This is a genomic window from Streptomyces sp. NPDC002958 (assembly GCF_055563255.1).
In genome coordinates, this window is sequence record NZ_JBVHDS010000005.1 from 211,761 (window position 1) to 228,858 (window position 17,098).

A 17,098-nucleotide genomic window follows, 5' to 3' on the forward strand; every position below is an offset into this window, starting at 1 on the left:
GGAGGGGAGCCGGAAGGCCGGCGGGAAGGTCAGGCCGTCAGGGCCGAGTGCAGGGCGGTGGCCATGGGCAGGCCGACGCCGAGCCGCGCCTTGAGCTGGGCGGTGGTGATGGGCTCGCCGTGCTGGACGCGGTGGGCGTCCGCGATCGAGCGCGCTTCGTTCAGCAACGGCTCGGGCACCTTGACCGCAGGCACCAGGGCCGGGGCGGGCACGGGCGGGGCCGTCACGGGTGCGGGCTCGGGCACGGGGGCTGGATCGGCAGGGGCCGGGGTGGCGGCAAGCTCGCCTTCCTCAGCCGGGACGACCGGCGCGGGAACGGGCCGGGGTTCCGGTCTCGGCTCCGTGACGACGGGGACGGGCGCGGGGGTGCCGATGGCGTGGAAGGCCCGGAGGAGCTGGGGGCCGACGGCTCCCCAGCCGAGGAGGAGCAGCGGGGCCACGGCGTCCACGGCAGCGCGGCCGTAGTGGCCGGCGGCCAAGGGCTCGGCGATGTTGAGGGCCAGGGTCAGCAGGCCGGAGAAGTGCATCAGCCGGGTAGCAGCCTTCATCTGCTCTGGCGGGACACCGCGCAGCGAGAGGTAGCGCAGGGCCACCAGGAGTCCGACCACGGACAGGTCCACCATCGGAGCGATCAGCGGCGCGATGGGCTCGGGGATGCCGAGCCGCAGGGCGAGGGCCCAGACGTTGCCGAAGGAGAAGACGAAGGCCAGGGCGGCAATGACGCCCATGACCACGGTCACGGTGCGCTGGGTGATCCGGTCCTCAGACATAGGGGTTCACCTCCTCTCAACAGCGCGCAGGGATACGTGGATTGGCCGTCTGGGCTATGCGGCGAGCGGCTCCTCGCCTCCGTCGTAGCCGTCGTACTTGGTCAGGTCGATGCCTGCGGGGAGCCGGGCGGAGAGCAGGTCGGCGGGGTCGGCCGTGAGGTGGGCGGTCTCGGCCGCAATGCGGGCCGCGTCCTCCTCGTCGACGTACGGGGTACGCAGGCGGGTGAAGCCCGCCTTGCCAGGGCTGTTCATGACCGCGACGCCGACATAGGCAGGGTCCTGCAACGTCGTCGGATTGGCATCGGGCCAATCGCGGATGTCGTCCCCGAGGGCGGCCACGGCCGCGTCGGCGGTCTTCTGTGCGAAGGACATGCCGACCGGGCACACGTCGCGGATGGACGTGGGGATGGCGTCGCCCGTGGGCTTCTGGGTGATGAGGATGACGAGGATTCCGACGCTGCGGCCCTTCCTGACCAGCTCTTCCACGAGCCGGGTGTTCTCGGCCGCCAGGGCAGCGAGGCGCTTGGACTCCTTGTCGGATCCCTTGTGGTCGCGGAAGTAGGTGTGCGCCTCATCGATGATGAGCACCACCCACGGCCACGCGGTCGAGGGGCCGACGTGCCACATGTCCTTGCGCCCGAGCACGGTCTTGATCGCGGCGGACCGGTCCCGGCGGAGCTTGACGAGCCGCTTGAACAGGGCGTTTGCGTCGTCCAGGTCGTCACCGACGAAGGCGAACAACCGGCTGATCAGGTCGGCGTAGTCGCCTTCGTACGCGGCGGACACCTTGCCATCGGCTACGGCGATCTGTACGGCGGGTGAGGGCGCGCAGTCACAAATGAAGCGGTTGACCGTCGAGGTCTTGCCGAAGCCGGGCAGGCCGGCCATGGTCACCCCGGGCACCTCGGCCAGGTTCACGGCGACCGGCTGTGCGTACTCGTCCAGGCCGAGTTCCCACCGCACCAACTTTTCCGGTGCCTGCCCGGAGGGGACGTGCGTGGTCGGCGTCAGCAGCGGATCAACGCGAACACCACGGATCAGCACCTGTCCGGGCTTGTCCTGGACGACCGACACCCGCGTGCACCGCCAGGCGTCCGCCAGATACGGGGCCGCCTTCTGGAACTCCTCCAAAGCCACCTTCGGCAGGCAGTTCGCCCGGACGACGACGCCGAACCGGTCGGGCTTCACCTTCAACGCGGGAATGAGTACCCGTGGCCTGGGCGGCTTGCCGTCGGTGTTCGTCAGCGAGGCCAGCGCAGGCGGGGTCTTGTCCGTGACCGACAGCCCCGCCATCGGCGCGAACCGCTTCCAGGTCCGGCGAACCCGTATCGCCTGCCGGATGCTGGCCCGCGTCTCGGTGTCCGCCATCGCGTAGCGGACGAGCCAGACGACCGCCCACACTGCGATGAGGACCAGGCTTGCCCCGACCACGACCGGGGCGTAGCCCGTCACCTCCCCCACAGTCACGTCGTCTCCTTCCGTTGGTAGAGATAGCCCGCGAGGGCCGATTCGAGGCCCGCCCAGTCCTCCAGGGACCCGAAGGGCGGGTAGCCGTAGCCGACGAGAACGGCGGCCACGGAGTTGATCAGGGACTCGCTGAACCGGGGGTCCGGTCCGGCGTGAGCGAGCGGATAGCTGCGCTCAGCGCCGAACCGGAACCCGATAGCGCCCGTCACGCGGCGATCTCGGACGGCTCGTCCGCGACCGGCGGCGCGGGCATGGCCAGCACCTCCAGGCCCGAGGCCCGGTAGGCGATGCCGTCCTGAAGCTGACCGTTGAAGACCCGCGCCCACGGAGTGGCGAACAGGTCCAGCGGCCGCACGAACGCCCCGACGTTCAGCCCGTTCGGCAGACCGCTCTTCGGGACCGTGACCTTGATCGCCTCAGCGGCGCCGTCCTCCATCGCGAAGACGGTGACCGTGTACAGCGGCTCACCGGTCTCGCGGTCGGTGGCGAGCTGGGTCTTCTCCATGTCGGTGAACTTCGGGGTGGGCAGAACGCCAACCATGTGACGGGTCGTGCTGGTGAAGCCAACGCGGATGCGCGCCATGGGGAACTTCCTTTCATTCGATGCCGCTCGGTGCGGCGTGATCACAACAGTGCACTACGCCCGACACGCCCGTCAAACACCTAGCGCACCTAGTGCAGAGATCTAGCTAGCTCACTAGGCGCAGGAGCCCGTGTTTTGGCGTCCTAGTGCGGTTGGTGTGCTAGGCGGGCTACCCTCGACACATGACTTTGCCGAGGGACTCCCACACCCCGCCCTACCAGCTGGTTGCCGACGAGATCCGCAAGCAGATCCGGTCCGGCCGCATCAAGCCGGGTGAGCGCGTCCCGTCATCCCGCGACCTCGAAGTGGAGTACGAGATCGCGAACATGACGGCTCGATCGGCCCTCCGCGTTCTGCGCGATGAGGGACTGATCTACTCCAGGCCGGGTGTGGGCAACTTCGTCGTTGACACCCTGCCGGCCAACACCAGCAGGAAGGCCGACGCGGGCGGCCAAGAGCCGGACCGACACATGCCCACACCCGAATACGTCGAACTGTCCGAGCGCCTCAACGCGATTGACGCCCGATTGGACAGCCTCTTGAACATCTTTCAGCAGCTCGCCGGGGTCACCGAGAAGCCGAAGAGGCCATAGCGGCCCTCCGCTCACCGACCCGACGCGCCAGCTCTTCCAGCCGGGCGACCTTCTGTTCCATCGTCGTCAGGCGAGCCGCGATCTCCGCGGCCTCATGCTTCTTCATTCCCGCCCCGTTCATGTCGTGCCGTTCCTTGCTGACGTGCCGATCCAACTCACCGGGGCTTGCCCAAAAGCTTGCCCACGGCTTGCCCGTTCACCTCTGAGGGCTTGCCCATCCCAGCAGCCGGACCGGACAGCGCCCTGGACAAGCCCGCCGGCCGGAAGCGCCCCGACCCCCAGGTCTAGCCGCCCTCGCCACCCCGGTTCGCCGACACCGCTGACGCGAGCCATCGGACGGGAAACAGCCGTCGAGGCCGTCCCGCACGACGGACCGCGCAGGCGCAAGCGGGACCTGCCGATGTCACGGCTCCACCCTGGCCACGCCACCGGGAAGAAGTCACATGCGGCGCCGAGCTGCATCAAGACTCCTGACCTCCTTTCGCTTCTGGGCCTCCATGTTCCGGAGAATCCCCGGTTTGGCTAACCGGCACTTCCGGTGTACATTTCGCCGCTTCGCGCCCCAGAAGACAGCCCTGGCGTTGTCCGTGTCTCACGCGCTCAACCTCCGCACCTCGTCCTGTAGGGGCCTGCGCTCTTCACCTGCTACAGGTGCGAAAAACGGGTCCCGTGTGACACCTGCGTCCAACGAATCCACCTCAGCAGCCCCCACTCACCGCCGCCCTTGCCGAAAGCGCCTCCCACAGGGCACGAGATGGTCACGACCAGGCCGTGGCGAGCTCGAGCCCCCTTACCAAGACCACCCTGCAATCCCGAGCCTGTGGATAAATTCCGCCGACCCGAAGAACAAACAGGCATGAATCGCCATCACCAGGACATGCGGGGTTGAGGTTGGTCAGGATTGCGAGATTGCGTCGGATCGTTCCGCCAGGACGCGGCCAAGCCCGTACGGCAGCAGGGCTGTTAAGAGTTTCTTTACTGGATCAAGGCGGCCCGCCACGGCGGGCCGCGCGGCGCGGCGGCCCCAGGCCGCCGACGCTCCTTGTCTCCGCCACCGCTCCGACGGCCGGTCCACTCGCGCCGCAAGAGCCCGAAGGCGAACCGAATGAGTCAGGAAGCAACCCAACCGCCCACAGTCGCACCACCAGGCAGCGTCCCGCGAGGCACCCGGCGGATGTCCACGTACTGGAACACCAGCACGCCGGCCCCGACGAGCCGATCCCTCCGACGTTCACAGAAGCGCGGTACGTGGCCGAGGCCCTGTGGCTGGGGCGACCGGCTTCCACGGCTTTACCCACCTCCCCGGTCCGGGTCCCGCGTCGGGCAAGTCCAGGGGGCCACTCGTTCAAATTCCGGGCAGGGGCAAAGCCTGCCCGAGTTGCCGGGCCAGCGTACGGCCCCCTGAACATGCCCGACCCCAGACCGGGCAGGCCACCGGCCAAAGCCGCTCCAGCCGGACGCGATGTCACGTGCACCACCCATCAGCTCACCAGGACAACGAGGCCGCCCGAACCGCACGCCGTGCGCTCCTCTCCAACTCGACAAGTCAAAAGCGGGGTTGGGATCAGCCCGTCTCGGGGCACGACGACCACCCCGGTACCATCGGCACCGGGGTCCTGATCAGGGATTCCGCGACCGGACCACCCCGGATGCTGTCCAGGCCAAGGGGTGGTCCGGTCTTTCGTTGTTGTGCCCGGCCGGCCACGAGCAGACCGGACGAGCCAGAGCCTCTCGGCACTCAGCTCAGGGCTTTGCCCACCTCGTAGATGGTCGGCCGGTCCTCCGGCACCGGGCTGAGCATGGCCTCGACCAGGCCGCCGAGCTCACCGGGTACCCGCACGGCCCGGCGCTTTCCGTCGACGATGGCTTGTCGCTGCACCGGGCGTGGCGCGTCGTCCGGGTATTCCACCGCCCGCCAGCCCGTGGCCGAGATCAGCAGCGAGGCTCCCAGGGCGTAGATGTCGGCAGGCTGTGTCGCTTCGGCCACGCCAGTGGCGAGGACTCTGCGCGCGATCTCCGGTGCCTCGTAGTGGACGAGGCACCCACGGAACGGGAAGTCGTACCCGGCGGGCACCCGGCCACCACGGGCCAAGGCGAGGTCGATGAGGTGCGTCCGCTCGGGCCCCACGATGAAGTGGGCCGGCTGTACGTCTCCGTGCGCCCAGCCCTTGACGTGCAGCTCCGCCAGAGCTTCCAGGCAGCCGAGGGCGACGCTCGGGCGAGGTTCGACCGACGAGCCTTGCTCGCGGCACGGTTCCCACACCCGGTACAGGTCGGCCCCCTCGCGCCACGGCTGGATGTTCCACGTCCCGTGCTCCCACTCGCCGTAGGCGATCTCTTCGGAGCCAAGGCGGTAAAGAACAGCGCCTTCGCGTGCGGGGGCGAGCGCAGTCCAGGGCTGGGCCGGCCATTCGGACGTCGCCTCGATCGGGTACCCGAGTTTCACCGCGTACCGGCCCCGGTGACTCTCCACGTCCCAGACCATCGAGCCGCGACGGTTGAGGACGAGACGCTGAGCGGTGGGCATGAGCGCGTCGAGCACGACGCCCGGCAGTTCAGGGGGTGGGCCGGACAAGACTCTCTCCTTCGTTCCAGACGGGTGCGGCCGACCCCGTGCAGAGGCCGGCCGCGTCCTTGACGCCGAGGGCTACGCCTGACCGTAGGGCCGGCCGCAGTCGGAGTCGCACTGCGCCAGGTTCTCGCCGTCCACGGTCCACAGGTCGTCGAAGACCATGAACCCGCTGACCTTCATGGCCTGGGCCGATGCGGCGACCAGCTTCGGGTCACGCGGTCCCCCGCCGGGCCTCGGGTTGTGGTGGAGAAAGCGGCCCGCGTGCTTCTCGCAGAGCTCGGCGTACTCCTTGGTGTGCAGGATCAGAGCGTGCAGACCAAGGTCCACGTCATCGGACGGGACCATCGGAGCGGTCGCCGTCGCCACGGTGACCAGGAAGGCCACGGCCTGGTCGGCGATCCGCTCGGCACGCTCGGGCGTCTGCCCGTTGTGGGCGGCCACGAAGCAGGCGAGGCTCTCGAACAGCTCCTCGCCGACCACCTCACGGCCGGTCCTCTGGTCGTTCACCGTTGCCGTCATGCGTACGTCCTCCTTGGGTTGAAGAAGTGCGTGGGCAGTGCCTCCATCCCGACCGCCGAGCTCAGCTCGAAGAACGCCGGGGGAGTTTGGTGGCCCGCCCTGAACGGGGACGGGGGAGCCGCGGATTCGGCCAACCCGCCCAGGGCGGACCGGTCTAGGTGCCGGTCCCGATCGCGGCCCCGATCACCAATCCGCACGAAGCGCTGATGCAGATGATGAAGAGGACGCCGGCGTACCGGCCGATGACGCGCATCACAGGCCAACCCGGCTGTTGTTGTTCTTCACGGCCAGGCGCGCGCTCAGTTCCTCCCGCGCCTTGGGTGCCACCACGTCACCGGGCATGGCGTCCCACTCGATGCCACCGCTCACAGGTCGTATCTGAACGCGGCCACCAATCTCGCCCATGACGAGGCCGATGCGTCCGGTCTTCTGGTCCTTGGCCAGTTCGCCGATTGCGGGTCTGGTCTGCTGGTTGCTCGCCATGGGCACGAGCATGCTGCCGTGCATGAGGACGTCGGAACCTCCACCAAACACCACTTCGGGACGTCCCGCGTCGGGTAAAACGTCCCTAGTGCTGTCCCCGAATGATGGGAGAGATTGGGATGCCGAACGAGAGGCTACGTGCTGCCATGGCGGCCGGCGGCTGGACGTACACCGCCCTCGCGGACAAGGTCGACGTCGATCCCAAGTCCGTCGAACGATGGGTCAATTTGGGGCGTACGCCGCGCCGTGCTACGGCCATGCTGGCAGCGGAAACGCTAGGAGAAGACGTGCACGCTCTATGGCCAGCGCTCCGGCAGGCACGTCCTGCCCGCGCCGTCAGTCCGGAACTTGTGGCTCTCTACGACCAGCGGGCGGACGTCCCCGTGTCCACCTTCGTCGACATGCTGACGCAGGCCCGCGAGCACATCGACGTGTTGGTGTATGCGGCCGTCTTCCTGCACGAGGCGTACCCGCGGCTCAACGACGTGCTGCGAGAGCGAGCTGCCGAGGGGTGCGCGGTCCGCATCGCGGTCGGCGACCCCGACAGCGCGAATGTCCAAGAGCGCGGCAAGGAAGAGAGGTTCGGCCACGGAATCGAGTCCCGTTGCCGCCTCGCCCTCATGCACTATCGCCCCCTTGCCGGGGTACCTGGCATCGAGGTGCGGACCCATGCCACCACGCTCTACAACTCGATCTATCGGGCGGATGACCAGGCGCTGGTCAATGCCCATGTCTGGGGCGTGAACGCCTACGCTGCGCCTGTGTGGCACCTTCGGCGCAGCGGAGAGGGCGGCATGTTCGACACATACGCTGGCAGCTTCGACGCGGTGTGGGAGACCGCGACGCCGGTAAGTGAAGGGTGACCATGGCACGGACCGAGTACTACGACGACCCGGCGGCACCTGAGCCGAACAGCTTGGTGGTCGCCGCGTCCGCCGTGGTGACCGACGACGAAGGTCGCATGCTCCTTCAGCGCCGACGGGACAACGATCTCTGGGCGCTCCCTGGTGGCGGCATGGAGATGACCGACTCCCTCCCAGGAACGGCCGTCCGCGAGGTAAAGGAGGAAACGGGCCTGGACGTAGAGATCACTGGGCTCGTGGGCACGTATACCGACCCTCGCCACATCATCGCCTACTCGGACGGTGAGGTGCGCAGACAGTTCAACGTCTGCTTCACCGCCCGCGTGGTCGGCGGCCGACTCGCGATCTCGGACGAGTCAACGGAGCTACGGTTCGTCCAGCCAGAAGAGATTGATCAACTGCCGATGCACCACACGCAGCAGCTCCGGATCCGTCATTTCCTGGAACACCGCAAGCGGCCCTATCTCGGCTGATCGCACCCGCCACACCCGCTTTAGGAGCGAGGTGGGGCGAGTTGGGGTCTGACCTGCGGGATGCCGACTTCGGCGTCTGCTGGCCGTCGTCTCCGCCAGCAGCCGCAGTTCCCCGTGAGTTCCCGCCCGATCTGGCGCGGTTGTGGCACGTCTGCCCGGTCTGCATGCGGCGGGCGTGGGCAGTGACCGGCGGTCCACGAGGTGGACGGACCAGCCGCCGTGATGTTGATGCGGTGATGATGCCCTGCATGACTGATGGCATACGGAAGGCATATCTACAGGCCGCCGAGAGGGCTGTGCACCTGCTGGCCACGGAGCAGGTAGCCCGTTGCTGGGAAACGGAGTCCGTGCTCCCCGGAATGTCGGTGGGTGGGCTGGCTGGTCACCTTGCGCGTAGCGTCCTGCAGGTTGAGTGGTTCCTCGACGGTCAGGTGCTCGGTGCGGAACCGGTGGCGCCGGTGCGGTATTACGCGAGACTCGTCGACACGTCGTTGCCGGACTCAGCGCTCAACGTCGGGGTGCGTGCGCGGAGCGAGGAAACAGCCGCGGCCGGCCCCGCTGTCGTGGCTGAGCAGGCACGGACGGCGTGGGAACGGCTGACGCAGCGGCTGGATGAGGAGCCGACCGATCGACGGGTGGCCATCCTCCACCGGCCGGGAGAGGAGATGCTGCTCGACGGCTACCTGCAGACCCGTTGCGTAGAGCTGGCAGTGCATCTCGATGACCTGGCGCTGAGCGTGGACGATCAATGTCATGTGCCCGATGCTGCGCTCGCCATCGCGGTGGACGTGCTCGTTGCAGCCGCCCGTGACCGGCACGGTGATAGGGCCGTGTTGCATGCGCTGGCCAGGCGCGAGCGGGACGTGGATCAGGCCTTGCGTGTGCTGTAGACCGGCCTGGCCACAGGGCGTGATCTGAGCCGATGCAAGGTTGCCAAGAACAGCTACGATCTTGAAAACCGTCGTGGCAGCGATGTCACCGTGGGTTCAAAACACACACCCACCGCAGGTGAACGGCCTCTGACCAGACGAATCGGTCGGGGGTCGCTTGCGTGTGCGGCTACCGTCACAACCCTGTGTTCCCCGAGACTCCCCGCACTACGGGGCATGCGAACTGGGAGACCCGCGAGGCCGCCCGGGCCGATGTCTGTTCCCGGCCGAACGGGCACGGAAACCACCTCGGCAGCAGCGGGAGTCCTTAGCCTCGCGCTTTCACGAGTGTTAGCGTCCGAGGCTTGATCAAATAAGCGAGGAGTGCCTCTGACCTGGGACGATGGGACTTGTCTAGGGTCCTGTTCGTCGTCAGGAAAGCTGCACTCCTCAGATGAAGAAGAGTATCGGGTCGTACCCCCGTGTCCGTGTCGAGGGCGGTGGCCGCGGAGCGGTCTCACAGGCCGCGGCCGTGTTGTTGGTGGAGACGGTCCGCAAGAGCGGCCCGGATACGGCGATATCGGCGGCGTTGGCGCCGTGGCGCAGGACGCGGGCAGTGCGTGATCCGGGCAAGACGCGACAGCCGGGCCCCAGCATTCCCACGACCAACCCACCACAGCGAAACGGCCCGACGGAAGAACCGACGGACCGTCATGCACGATCAAGGCTAAGCCGAGTGGTAGTAGTTCCATCTACCTCTTGTCCATCCATGATGGGATCGCGAGGTGTGAAGCTCCCCCGCTGTCCAGGACCCGGGGGGAACTTCACTCCGATAGTTTCTAACTCTCTGGCACAAGGAGATCAGTCGATGCCCGTGCGAGGACTGCCTTGCAACGCTGTCTTGTTCGACTTAGACGGAGTCCTGGTCGACTCGCTTCCGCACATCGTGACGCAACTGCGCACTTGGGCCCACTCGCACGGGTTGGACCCCGATTCAGTCGTTGCGCTGTCGCATGGCCGGACGGACGCGGATGTGGTACGTCTGGCCGCGCCCCACCTTGATTTAGTTTCTGAAGTCTCCGCCGTGCAGGAGCAGGAGATCCGCTCAGCCGGAGAAATTCCCGCCAAGCCAGGCGCCCTCGAATTAGTCACCGCCTTGAACCGGGCCACTATCCCCTGGGCAGTTGTGACATCCGGATGCACCCGCGTTGCGCAGGCCCGTCTGGCGGCAAACGGATTCCCCACCCCACCCGCGCTGATCACGTCGGACGACGTTACTCTCGGCAAGCCAGACCCTCAGGGTTACCTCAGCGCAGCCAAACTGCTCGGATACGAACCAGACCAGTGCGTCGTTGTGGAAGACGCTCCAGCTGGCGTGGCCGCTGCACGTGCCGCTGGGGCGTTTATTCTGGGCGTGACCGGGACTGTGAAGCCGTCAGAGCTGCTGGCCGATCTTCTTGTGGATAGCCTCACCTCGGTCGCGGTCCGCGCAGGCTACGGAATAGAGGTCTGCTTGTGACCGGCACGGCACCAGCCTCCGCTCTGCATCAGCCGAAGTTTTCGCGTCACCAAGCCCTGATTCCCGGGGGATGTCCGCGACTTTAGCCTCGCGCTTTCACGAGTGTTAGCGTCCGAGGCTTGATCAAATATGCGAGGAGTGCCTCTGACCTGGGACGATGGGACTTGTCTAGGGTCCTGTTCGTCGCCAGGAAAGCTGCACTCCTCAGATGAAGAAGATTCCCACGACCAACCCACCACAGCGAAACGGCCCGACGGAAGAACCGACGGACCGTCATGCACGATCGAGGCTAGGATGGCGGACAGGGCGGAGCTGTAGCGCAGAGGTCGTCGCGCGCGGTCTCCAAAATCGCGAGGACGCCGGTTCGAATCCGGCCGGTTCTGCCCTCTCGCCGTATCCGGCGTGGCTCTACAGCGCTTCGTCTCGGGCCAGGATCAGGCTGACCGAGCCCTCTTCGAGATTGATGCCGCTCTCAAGATGCTCGTGATACCCGTCCCTGAGTTCGGGATCTGCGAGCCCCATTAGTCGCTCAGCCAAGTCGCGCAATCCTGCAGCATTCGCCGCAACGGTGATCTCGGTCGCTGAGCCGTACACCTTTATCCTGGGTTCATCCATGCGGTCACGCTACAGCGGGCCTTCACCACCCATCCCAACCCACCACTCACCCCAGCTCCCATCCCGTCCGCCTTCGACCCACACACCGTGGAGCGGGCGTGGTTCAGGGCGTCAAGGTGGAGCGCGCCACTGTACGAACGACCTTGACGCCCTGGGCCGCGACTGCTCGGCTCTGCCTGGGTCGAAGGTGGTCGGGATGGGAGCCCACGACGCTCACCACGCTCCGGCCGGCACTCGCGTACGGCGCCCCGTCCATCCCGGAGTCTGAGCGCCCCCGCCGGAGGCATGTCTTGAAGCCGCAGGCTTGGTTCTCGTCTCATGCCCCTCCGGGCTATCCATCGTGGGCGCGCGTCGGTGGCGGCAGCGCCGAGCGGGCCGAAGGCAGGAGCGCGGGCGCAGCCAGAGCCGAGAAGCGCGCCCGGCGGAGCGGAGCGCAGCCGGGTTCCTTGAACCTGCAGAGAAAGTTGTAACTCTCAGCCAGGCTGGGCCGGAAGTGCTGCGTACGCTGCGAGCCGGTGCCACCCTGTTCAGAGCTGACGGCAACGACGGCTCTGAAGGCTGCTGATCACGACCACCAGCGATTAGCCGGGAGTAAGGCGCAGCCCCCGCCCAACGGCCTGCCCGATCCTACGGATCAGAAGGTTGCAGGTTCGCATCCTGCCGAGTGCGCACCGACTCTGAGACCGACAGCGTCCCCCAGAATGTATGCCGGGGGACGCTGAGAAAACAGAAGATCAGTCCGCAATTGGCAGATACAGCCGGCTGCCCTGCGCCGCGAACTCGGCGGACTTAGCGAGCATTCCGGCAGCGACCTCATCTTCGCTGGTCACAGCCCCATCAGAACCGAATTGCTCTGTGATGCTTCTACTGATCTTCATCGAGGACAACTTCAGCCCGAAGGCCCCACATTCGGTGTTCAGGCCGGGCCATCCAAAGGGGGACGCATCAACAGCAGGTCATCGCCCCAGGCATCCAGGGTTGGTGCGTGGCCAGCGGCGCGTGCCACACCTTCCACCTTCGCGAACAGCTGTCTCTGCACGCTCACGTCGCCGCTCGCCGCGATCCGTCCGATCGTGTCCAGCAACGCCCTGGTTTCCCACCCCGGAAGTGGAAACCTGTCCAGCTCCCACTCCAGGTACTTGTTGTAAGGGCGCGGTCGACCGTCCAGGGCAAACAAGAACTCCAGCAGAAAGCCGACACTGTTGGCCGCGTCGAGACGGCCCGCGAGCAGATGGCCGTCACGGACGTTCTTGGCCGACCGATAGAGCGAATTGGCATAGGCATCCAGCCAGTTGGCGGCATCCCGAAAAGCCTCATCAACTCCGAGCCGCCCCTTGGCGGCGACGATCTCCGTAATCTCGCCGTCGTGTCGGTCGAACAGGACGCGGGCCCGCGCAATGGCGTAACGCTCCCAGCCGCCGAGCTGACGGAACCGCTCGACCGTGGTGACGACGAGGTCGAGCTCCGCGGAACGGTATCCGTCGAGACCGGCAAGGTCGCTTTCTTCCTCGTCAGCGAGGATGACATACACGTCGTGGTCGGAGTGGCCGGTGGCCATGCCGTCGTGAGCGTGGGAGCCCTTGAGGACAAGTCCGACGACAGCCGGGTCGGTAGCAGCTTTGGTGACAAAGACCTCATAGGTCAACGGATGCTCGGGGGTCACGGGTGATCTCCAGTCGGTTGGCCTGTTACGCCAAGTCCTTGCGCATCAACGTGCACATCGTCTCGTAGCGCTGAATCGAGCCGTCCTCCGCTTCCACGTCCCAGGAGTTCAGCTCACGGCCGTAAGCCCGGTATCCCAGCCGCTCGTACAAGGCCCGCGCTCGGGGTTTGCTCTCCTCCACGCCGAGTTCCGCCCGCGTCAAGCCCCGGGCTGTGATCCGCAGCTCCACGGATCGGATCAACACCACGCCGATTCCGCATGACTGGAGAGCCGAATGGACTCCGAGCTGCCAGAGGGTGCCACGCCTTTCTTCAGCGCGTAGTCGACACCACCGAACGCCACTGGAAGCCCCACTGGTGTGTATACCCCCAGATAGTCAACCTCGCCGACCTCAGCCCGATGCAGTTGCTCGGCTAGCTGCCGCACATGCTTGGCGGAGCCGGCCCACCCGCATGACGGCAGGTCCGCCTGAGCCAGGTCGCGCACCGACAGGTGCAACCTGATCTCGGTCACGACCAAAACCTTTCAACCCGCCTGACGAGGCAGCCGAACATCGGCCATGGCACATTCCACCAACCCGGTTCCCGCCTCGTCCACGGAGTTTCGGGTGGCCTGGGCAGGACCGGGAACGGGAACGACGAAGCGCCGCCCTGAGAAGCGAAGGCTCTCAGGACAGCGCTACCGTCGCATGTGTCAGTCCGCCATCGGCAGGTAGACCCGGTTCCCTGCCTCTGCGAACTCCTTCGACTTCTGGAGCATCCCCTCGGCGATCTCCTCGCGCGTCGGCCCAGCCTGGTCGCCGCCGAACTGCTCTGTGATGCTTCTACTGATCTTCATCGAACAGAACTTCGGGCCGCACATCGAGCAGAAGTGCGCCGTCTTCGCCGGCTCGGCCGGCAGCGTCTCATCATGGAACTCCCTTGCCGTGACCGGGTCGAGAGCCAGATTGAACTGGTCCTCCCAGCGGAATTCGAAACGGGCGTCGGAGAGCGCGTCGTCCCAGTCCTGCGCCCCCGGGTGCCCCTTGGCGAGATCTGCCGCATGGGCCGCGATCTTGTAAGTGATGACGCCCGTCTTCACATCGTCCCGATTGGGCAAGCCGAGGTGCTCCTTGGGCGTGACATAACAGAGCATCGCAGTGCCCCACCAGGCGATCATCGCTGCGCCGATGCCCGAGGTGATGTGGTCGTACGCCGGGGCGACATCGGTGGTCAACGGCCCGAGCGTGTAGAAGGGCGCCTCCTCGCAGATCTCCTGCTGAAGGTCGATGTTCTCCTTGATCTTGTGCATCGGGACATGGCCCGGGCCCTCGATCATGGTCTGGACGCCGAACCGCTTGGCGATCGTGTTCAGCTCACCGAGCGTGCGCAGTTCGGCGAACTGGGCCTCGTCGTTGGCATCGGCGATCGAGCCGGGACGCAGCCCGTCGCCCAGTGAGTACGTCACGTCGTACGTGGCGAGGATCTCGCAGAGCTCCTCGAAGTGCTCGTACAAAAACGACTCCTTGTGGTGCGCAAGGCACCACGCCGCCATGATCGAGCCGCCGCGGGAGACGATGCCGGTCTTGCGGCGGGCGGTCAGCGGCACATACGGCAGGCGCACGCCGGCGTGGACCGTCATATAGTCGACGCCCTGCTCGGCCTGCTCGATGACGGTGTCCTTGTAGATCTCCCAATTCAGCTCCTCGGCCCGGCCGTCGACCTTTTCGAGAGCCTGGTAGAGGGGAACGGTGCCGATCGGGACGGGGGAGTTGCGCAGAACCCACTCACGGGTGGTGTGAATGTTACGGCCGGTGGAAAGGTCCATGACCGTGTCGGCGCCCCAACGCGTCGCCCATGTCATCTTCTCCACCTCCTCCTCGATGGAGGACGTCACCGCGGAGTTGCCGATGTTGGCATTGACCTTCACCAGGAACCGCTTGCCGATGATCATCGGCTCGATCTCGGGATGGTTGACGTTGGCCGGGAGCACGGCCCGGCCCGCAGAGATCTCCTCGCGCACCACCTCGGGTTCGACGTTCTCCCGGATCGCCACGTACTCCATCTCCGGGGTGATCTCGCCCCGGCGGGCGTACGCGAGCTGGGTCACCGGCCGCCCGTCCCGGCTGCGGCGGGGCAGGCGCGGGCGGCCGGGGAAGACCGCGTCGAGGTTACGCAGCCCTTCCCCAAGCTCTCGGCTTCGGGGAGACCCCATTCGCGGCGAGGTGTGCTTGAGCCCGTCGTCCTCGGGGCGGGCGGGGCGGCCCGGGTACTCCTCGGTGTCGCCGCGCGCGGTGATCCAATTCTCCCGCAGCGGCGCGAGTCCGCGACGGACATCGGTTTCGGTGGCGGGATCGGTGTACGGCCCCGACGTGTCGTACAGCGTCACGTCCTTGCCGTTGGTGAGGTGCACCTGACGGACCGGCACCCGGAGGTCCGGGCGTGTGCCCTGGACGTACCCCTTGTGCCAGCCGATGGACTTCCCGGCCTCGTCGCTCTCGTTCGAGGCAGGCGTGCGTGCGTCCGATGTGGTCATGAGACCTACTCCCTACGCCGGCATTACCCGGTAACAGGTTCGGCGGTCGGCGCAGCCTCTCCCGTACGGATGTACGGATATCAGCGCCCTCTCAGCCCGGTGCTCCGAGCTCCCGCGTGTGCAAAGGTTCCTCCACGCTAGCGCCCCGTCCCGCGCGATGAACAGAGGGCCCTGCTCTTCTTGCGATGATCGGCCGGTGACGTCTCCCCATATCGACGCCGAACCACAGGGCCATCAGCAGGGCCACTCGCACAGCCACGGTCCTGCCGCGCCCGTCTCCAAACATCTGCGCAAGGTCATCGCGGCCGTGCTGATCCCGTTCGCCACCGCTGTCGTCGTCGGCCTGGTGGTGCTCTGGCCGGGCGGCGCACCTCCGCACGAGCGGACCGGTGTCGGCTTCGACCGGCAGACCCAGCAGGGAAAGGTGGTGAATATCGACAAGGTGGACTGCAAGGACGTGAACGCCGCCCAGACACCCATCAGCGGCGAGACCACCCCGCCGTCGGGGAACGGGCCCGGGCTGTGCGAGAAGGCCACCATCGAGGTGACGACCGGTCACGACAAAGGCCGGACCTTCGTCGAGATCGTCCAGCCCGACGCACCGCGTCAGTTGCACGAGGGGCAGGGCGTGGTCGTGGCGTACGCCCCCGACGCGCCCCACGATCTGCAGTACTCGGTGACGGATGTGAACCGGAAGTTCCCGATGACGCTGCTGGCCGGAATCTTCGCCCTGGTCGTGGTCGCGGTGGGCAGGATGCGCGGGGTGATGGCACTGGTCGCGCTCGCCGTGTCGTTCGCCGTGCTGACCCTGTTCATCCTCCCCGCCATCCTCCAGGGCTCGAATCCGCTGCTCGTCGCGGTGGTCGGGGCCAGTGCCATCATGCTGATCGCGCTCTACATGTGCCACGGCCTGACCGCCCGCACCTCGGTCGCGGTGATCGGCACACTGATCTCACTGCTGCTGATCGGGCTGCTCGGATCGCTCTTCATCGGCTGGGCGAGCCTGACCGGAAACACCGACGACAGCACGGGCCTCATCCACGGCCTGTACCCGCACATCGACATGAGCGGTCTGCTGCTGGCCGGTATCATCATCGGTTCGCTCGGGGTGCTCGACGATGTGACGGTCACCCAGACATCGGCGGTCTGGGAGCTGCACCGGGCGAACCCGACGATGGGTGTGCGGGGGCTTTACCGGGCAGGGATCAGGATCGGGCGCGACCACATCGCCTCAGTCGTCAATACGCTGGTGCTCGCCTACGCGGGCGCCGCATTGCCGCTGCTGCTGCTGTTCTCGATCGCCCAGAGCAGCGTGGGAACGGTGGCCAACAGCGAGCTGGTGGCGGAGGAAATCGTACGAACGCTGGTCGGCTCGATCGGACTGGTCGCCTCGGTGCCAGTGACGACGGTGCTCGCTGCGCTGGTCGTCTCCGCGGACCGCACAGGGCTCGGCGCGGAAGCCGGAGCTTCGGCACCCGTACGGACCGGGAAAGGCCGCCGTCGCAGTACGAAGCCTTGAACGCCTCCACACGGAGAGCGATTCACCCATTCGGCAGGTGTTGCGTTCGACCGGCGGGGCGGTCTGCGACGTCGTG

At 66.7% G+C, this 17,098-nt stretch carries 17 protein-coding genes, 1 tRNA gene and 2 pseudogenes; 8 read left to right on the forward strand and 12 right to left on the reverse strand.

Going from position 1 to position 17,098, the window contains the following annotated elements:
* Positions 1-29: 29 nt before the first annotated feature.
* From ACZ3IC_RS11885 to ACZ3IC_RS11900, 4 genes are read right to left on the reverse strand one after another with little or no spacing between them, the layout of a single operon-like run.
* Positions 30-770, reverse strand: a complete 741-nt coding sequence (locus ACZ3IC_RS11885) for a DUF2637 domain-containing protein (protein ID WP_467415102.1) — start codon at positions 768-770, stop codon at positions 30-32.
* A 54-nt stretch (positions 771-824) separates the two neighbouring features.
* Positions 825-2,237 (reverse strand): FtsK/SpoIIIE domain-containing protein, encoded by a 1,413-nt coding sequence (locus tag ACZ3IC_RS11890; RefSeq protein WP_467415105.1) that lies wholly within the window; start codon positions 2,235-2,237, stop codon positions 825-827.
* A complete protein-coding gene (locus ACZ3IC_RS11895) occupies positions 2,234-2,446 on the reverse strand; it encodes a hypothetical protein (RefSeq protein WP_467415106.1) in 213 nt (70 codons plus the stop codon). Before ACZ3IC_RS11895 ends, ACZ3IC_RS11890 begins: the two co-directional genes overlap by 4 nt.
* Complete coding sequence (locus tag ACZ3IC_RS11900) at positions 2,443-2,820, reverse strand: SCO3933 family regulatory protein (RefSeq protein WP_467415109.1); 378 nt, start codon at positions 2,818-2,820, stop codon at positions 2,443-2,445. The genes ACZ3IC_RS11895 and ACZ3IC_RS11900 overlap by 4 nt, the downstream gene beginning before the upstream one ends.
* A 182-nt stretch (positions 2,821-3,002) precedes the next feature.
* Here ACZ3IC_RS11900 and ACZ3IC_RS11905 point away from each other — a divergent pair, with 182 nt between their 5' ends.
* A complete protein-coding gene (locus tag ACZ3IC_RS11905) occupies positions 3,003-3,413 on the forward strand; it encodes a GntR family transcriptional regulator (RefSeq protein WP_467415111.1) in 411 nt (136 codons plus the stop codon).
* 1,738 nt (positions 3,414-5,151) lie between these two features.
* Here ACZ3IC_RS11905 and ACZ3IC_RS11910 read toward each other — a convergent pair.
* From ACZ3IC_RS11910 to ACZ3IC_RS11920, 3 genes are all read right to left on the reverse strand, one after another.
* Positions 5,152-5,988, reverse strand: coding sequence for a protein kinase family protein (locus ACZ3IC_RS11910; protein WP_467415112.1), 837 nt, complete (start codon positions 5,986-5,988; stop codon positions 5,152-5,154).
* 72 nt (positions 5,989-6,060) lie between these two features.
* Positions 6,061-6,504, reverse strand: a complete 444-nt coding sequence (locus ACZ3IC_RS11915; protein ID WP_467415115.1) for a glycine-rich domain-containing protein — start codon at positions 6,502-6,504, stop codon at positions 6,061-6,063.
* A gap of 252 nt (positions 6,505-6,756) precedes the next feature.
* Complete coding sequence (locus ACZ3IC_RS11920) at positions 6,757-6,999, reverse strand: hypothetical protein (RefSeq protein ID WP_376297053.1); 243 nt, start codon at positions 6,997-6,999, stop codon at positions 6,757-6,759.
* A 107-nt stretch (positions 7,000-7,106) separates the two neighbouring features.
* Between ACZ3IC_RS11920 and ACZ3IC_RS11925 the strand changes: the two genes are divergently transcribed.
* From ACZ3IC_RS11925 to ACZ3IC_RS11950, 6 genes and pseudogenes are all read left to right on the forward strand, one after another.
* Positions 7,107-7,850 (forward strand): helix-turn-helix domain-containing protein, encoded by a 744-nt coding sequence (locus ACZ3IC_RS11925; RefSeq protein WP_467415418.1) that lies wholly within the window; start codon positions 7,107-7,109, stop codon positions 7,848-7,850.
* 2 nt (positions 7,851-7,852) lie between these two features.
* Positions 7,853-8,323: an NUDIX domain-containing protein gene (locus tag ACZ3IC_RS11930; protein ID WP_376274463.1), complete on the forward strand. Its 471-nt coding sequence runs from the start codon at positions 7,853-7,855 to the stop codon at positions 8,321-8,323.
* 248 nt (positions 8,324-8,571) lie between these two features.
* Positions 8,572-9,213 (forward strand): maleylpyruvate isomerase N-terminal domain-containing protein, encoded by a 642-nt coding sequence (locus tag ACZ3IC_RS11935; RefSeq protein ID WP_467415420.1) that lies wholly within the window; start codon positions 8,572-8,574, stop codon positions 9,211-9,213.
* Between the two features lie 433 nt (positions 9,214-9,646).
* A pseudogene (locus tag ACZ3IC_RS11940) lies at positions 9,647-9,826 on the forward strand (IS1380 family transposase); the annotation flags it as partial.
* Between the two features lie 234 nt (positions 9,827-10,060).
* Complete coding sequence (locus ACZ3IC_RS11945; RefSeq protein ID WP_467415422.1) at positions 10,061-10,711, forward strand: HAD-IA family hydrolase; 651 nt, start codon at positions 10,061-10,063, stop codon at positions 10,709-10,711.
* 308 nt (positions 10,712-11,019) lie between these two features.
* Positions 11,020-11,094, forward strand: a tRNA-Trp gene (locus tag ACZ3IC_RS11950).
* Between the two features lie 25 nt (positions 11,095-11,119).
* On the opposite strand, the gene ACZ3IC_RS11955 is transcribed toward ACZ3IC_RS11950, so the two are convergent.
* The 5 genes and pseudogenes from ACZ3IC_RS11955 to thiC all read right to left on the reverse strand — a co-directional run bounded on the left by ACZ3IC_RS11955 (position 11,120) and on the right by thiC (position 15,503).
* Positions 11,120-11,326, reverse strand: coding sequence for an Imm32 family immunity protein (locus tag ACZ3IC_RS11955; protein ID WP_467415118.1), 207 nt, complete (start codon positions 11,324-11,326; stop codon positions 11,120-11,122).
* Between the two features lie 734 nt (positions 11,327-12,060).
* Positions 12,061-12,204 carry a hypothetical protein gene (locus ACZ3IC_RS11960; RefSeq protein WP_467415119.1) on the reverse strand — a complete coding sequence of 48 codons (144 nt, stop codon included), beginning with the start codon at positions 12,202-12,204 and terminating at the stop codon, positions 12,061-12,063.
* Between the two features lie 38 nt (positions 12,205-12,242).
* Positions 12,243-12,989 (reverse strand): hypothetical protein, encoded by a 747-nt coding sequence (locus ACZ3IC_RS11965; RefSeq protein ID WP_467415122.1) that lies wholly within the window; start codon positions 12,987-12,989, stop codon positions 12,243-12,245.
* Positions 12,990-13,014: 25 nt separating this feature from the next.
* Positions 13,015-13,502: pseudogene (locus ACZ3IC_RS11970) on the reverse strand (GNAT family N-acetyltransferase).
* A 180-nt stretch (positions 13,503-13,682) separates the two neighbouring features.
* The gene (gene thiC / locus ACZ3IC_RS11975; protein ID WP_467415124.1) at positions 13,683-15,503 is read right to left on the reverse strand and encodes a phosphomethylpyrimidine synthase ThiC; all 1,821 of its coding nucleotides are present in this window, start codon (positions 15,501-15,503) and stop codon (positions 13,683-13,685) included.
* A gap of 196 nt (positions 15,504-15,699) precedes the next feature.
* Between thiC and ACZ3IC_RS11980 the strand changes: the two genes are divergently transcribed.
* Positions 15,700-17,022 (forward strand): YibE/F family protein, encoded by a 1,323-nt coding sequence (locus tag ACZ3IC_RS11980; RefSeq protein ID WP_467415126.1) that lies wholly within the window; start codon positions 15,700-15,702, stop codon positions 17,020-17,022.
* The last annotated feature ends 76 nt before the right edge of the window (positions 17,023-17,098 follow it).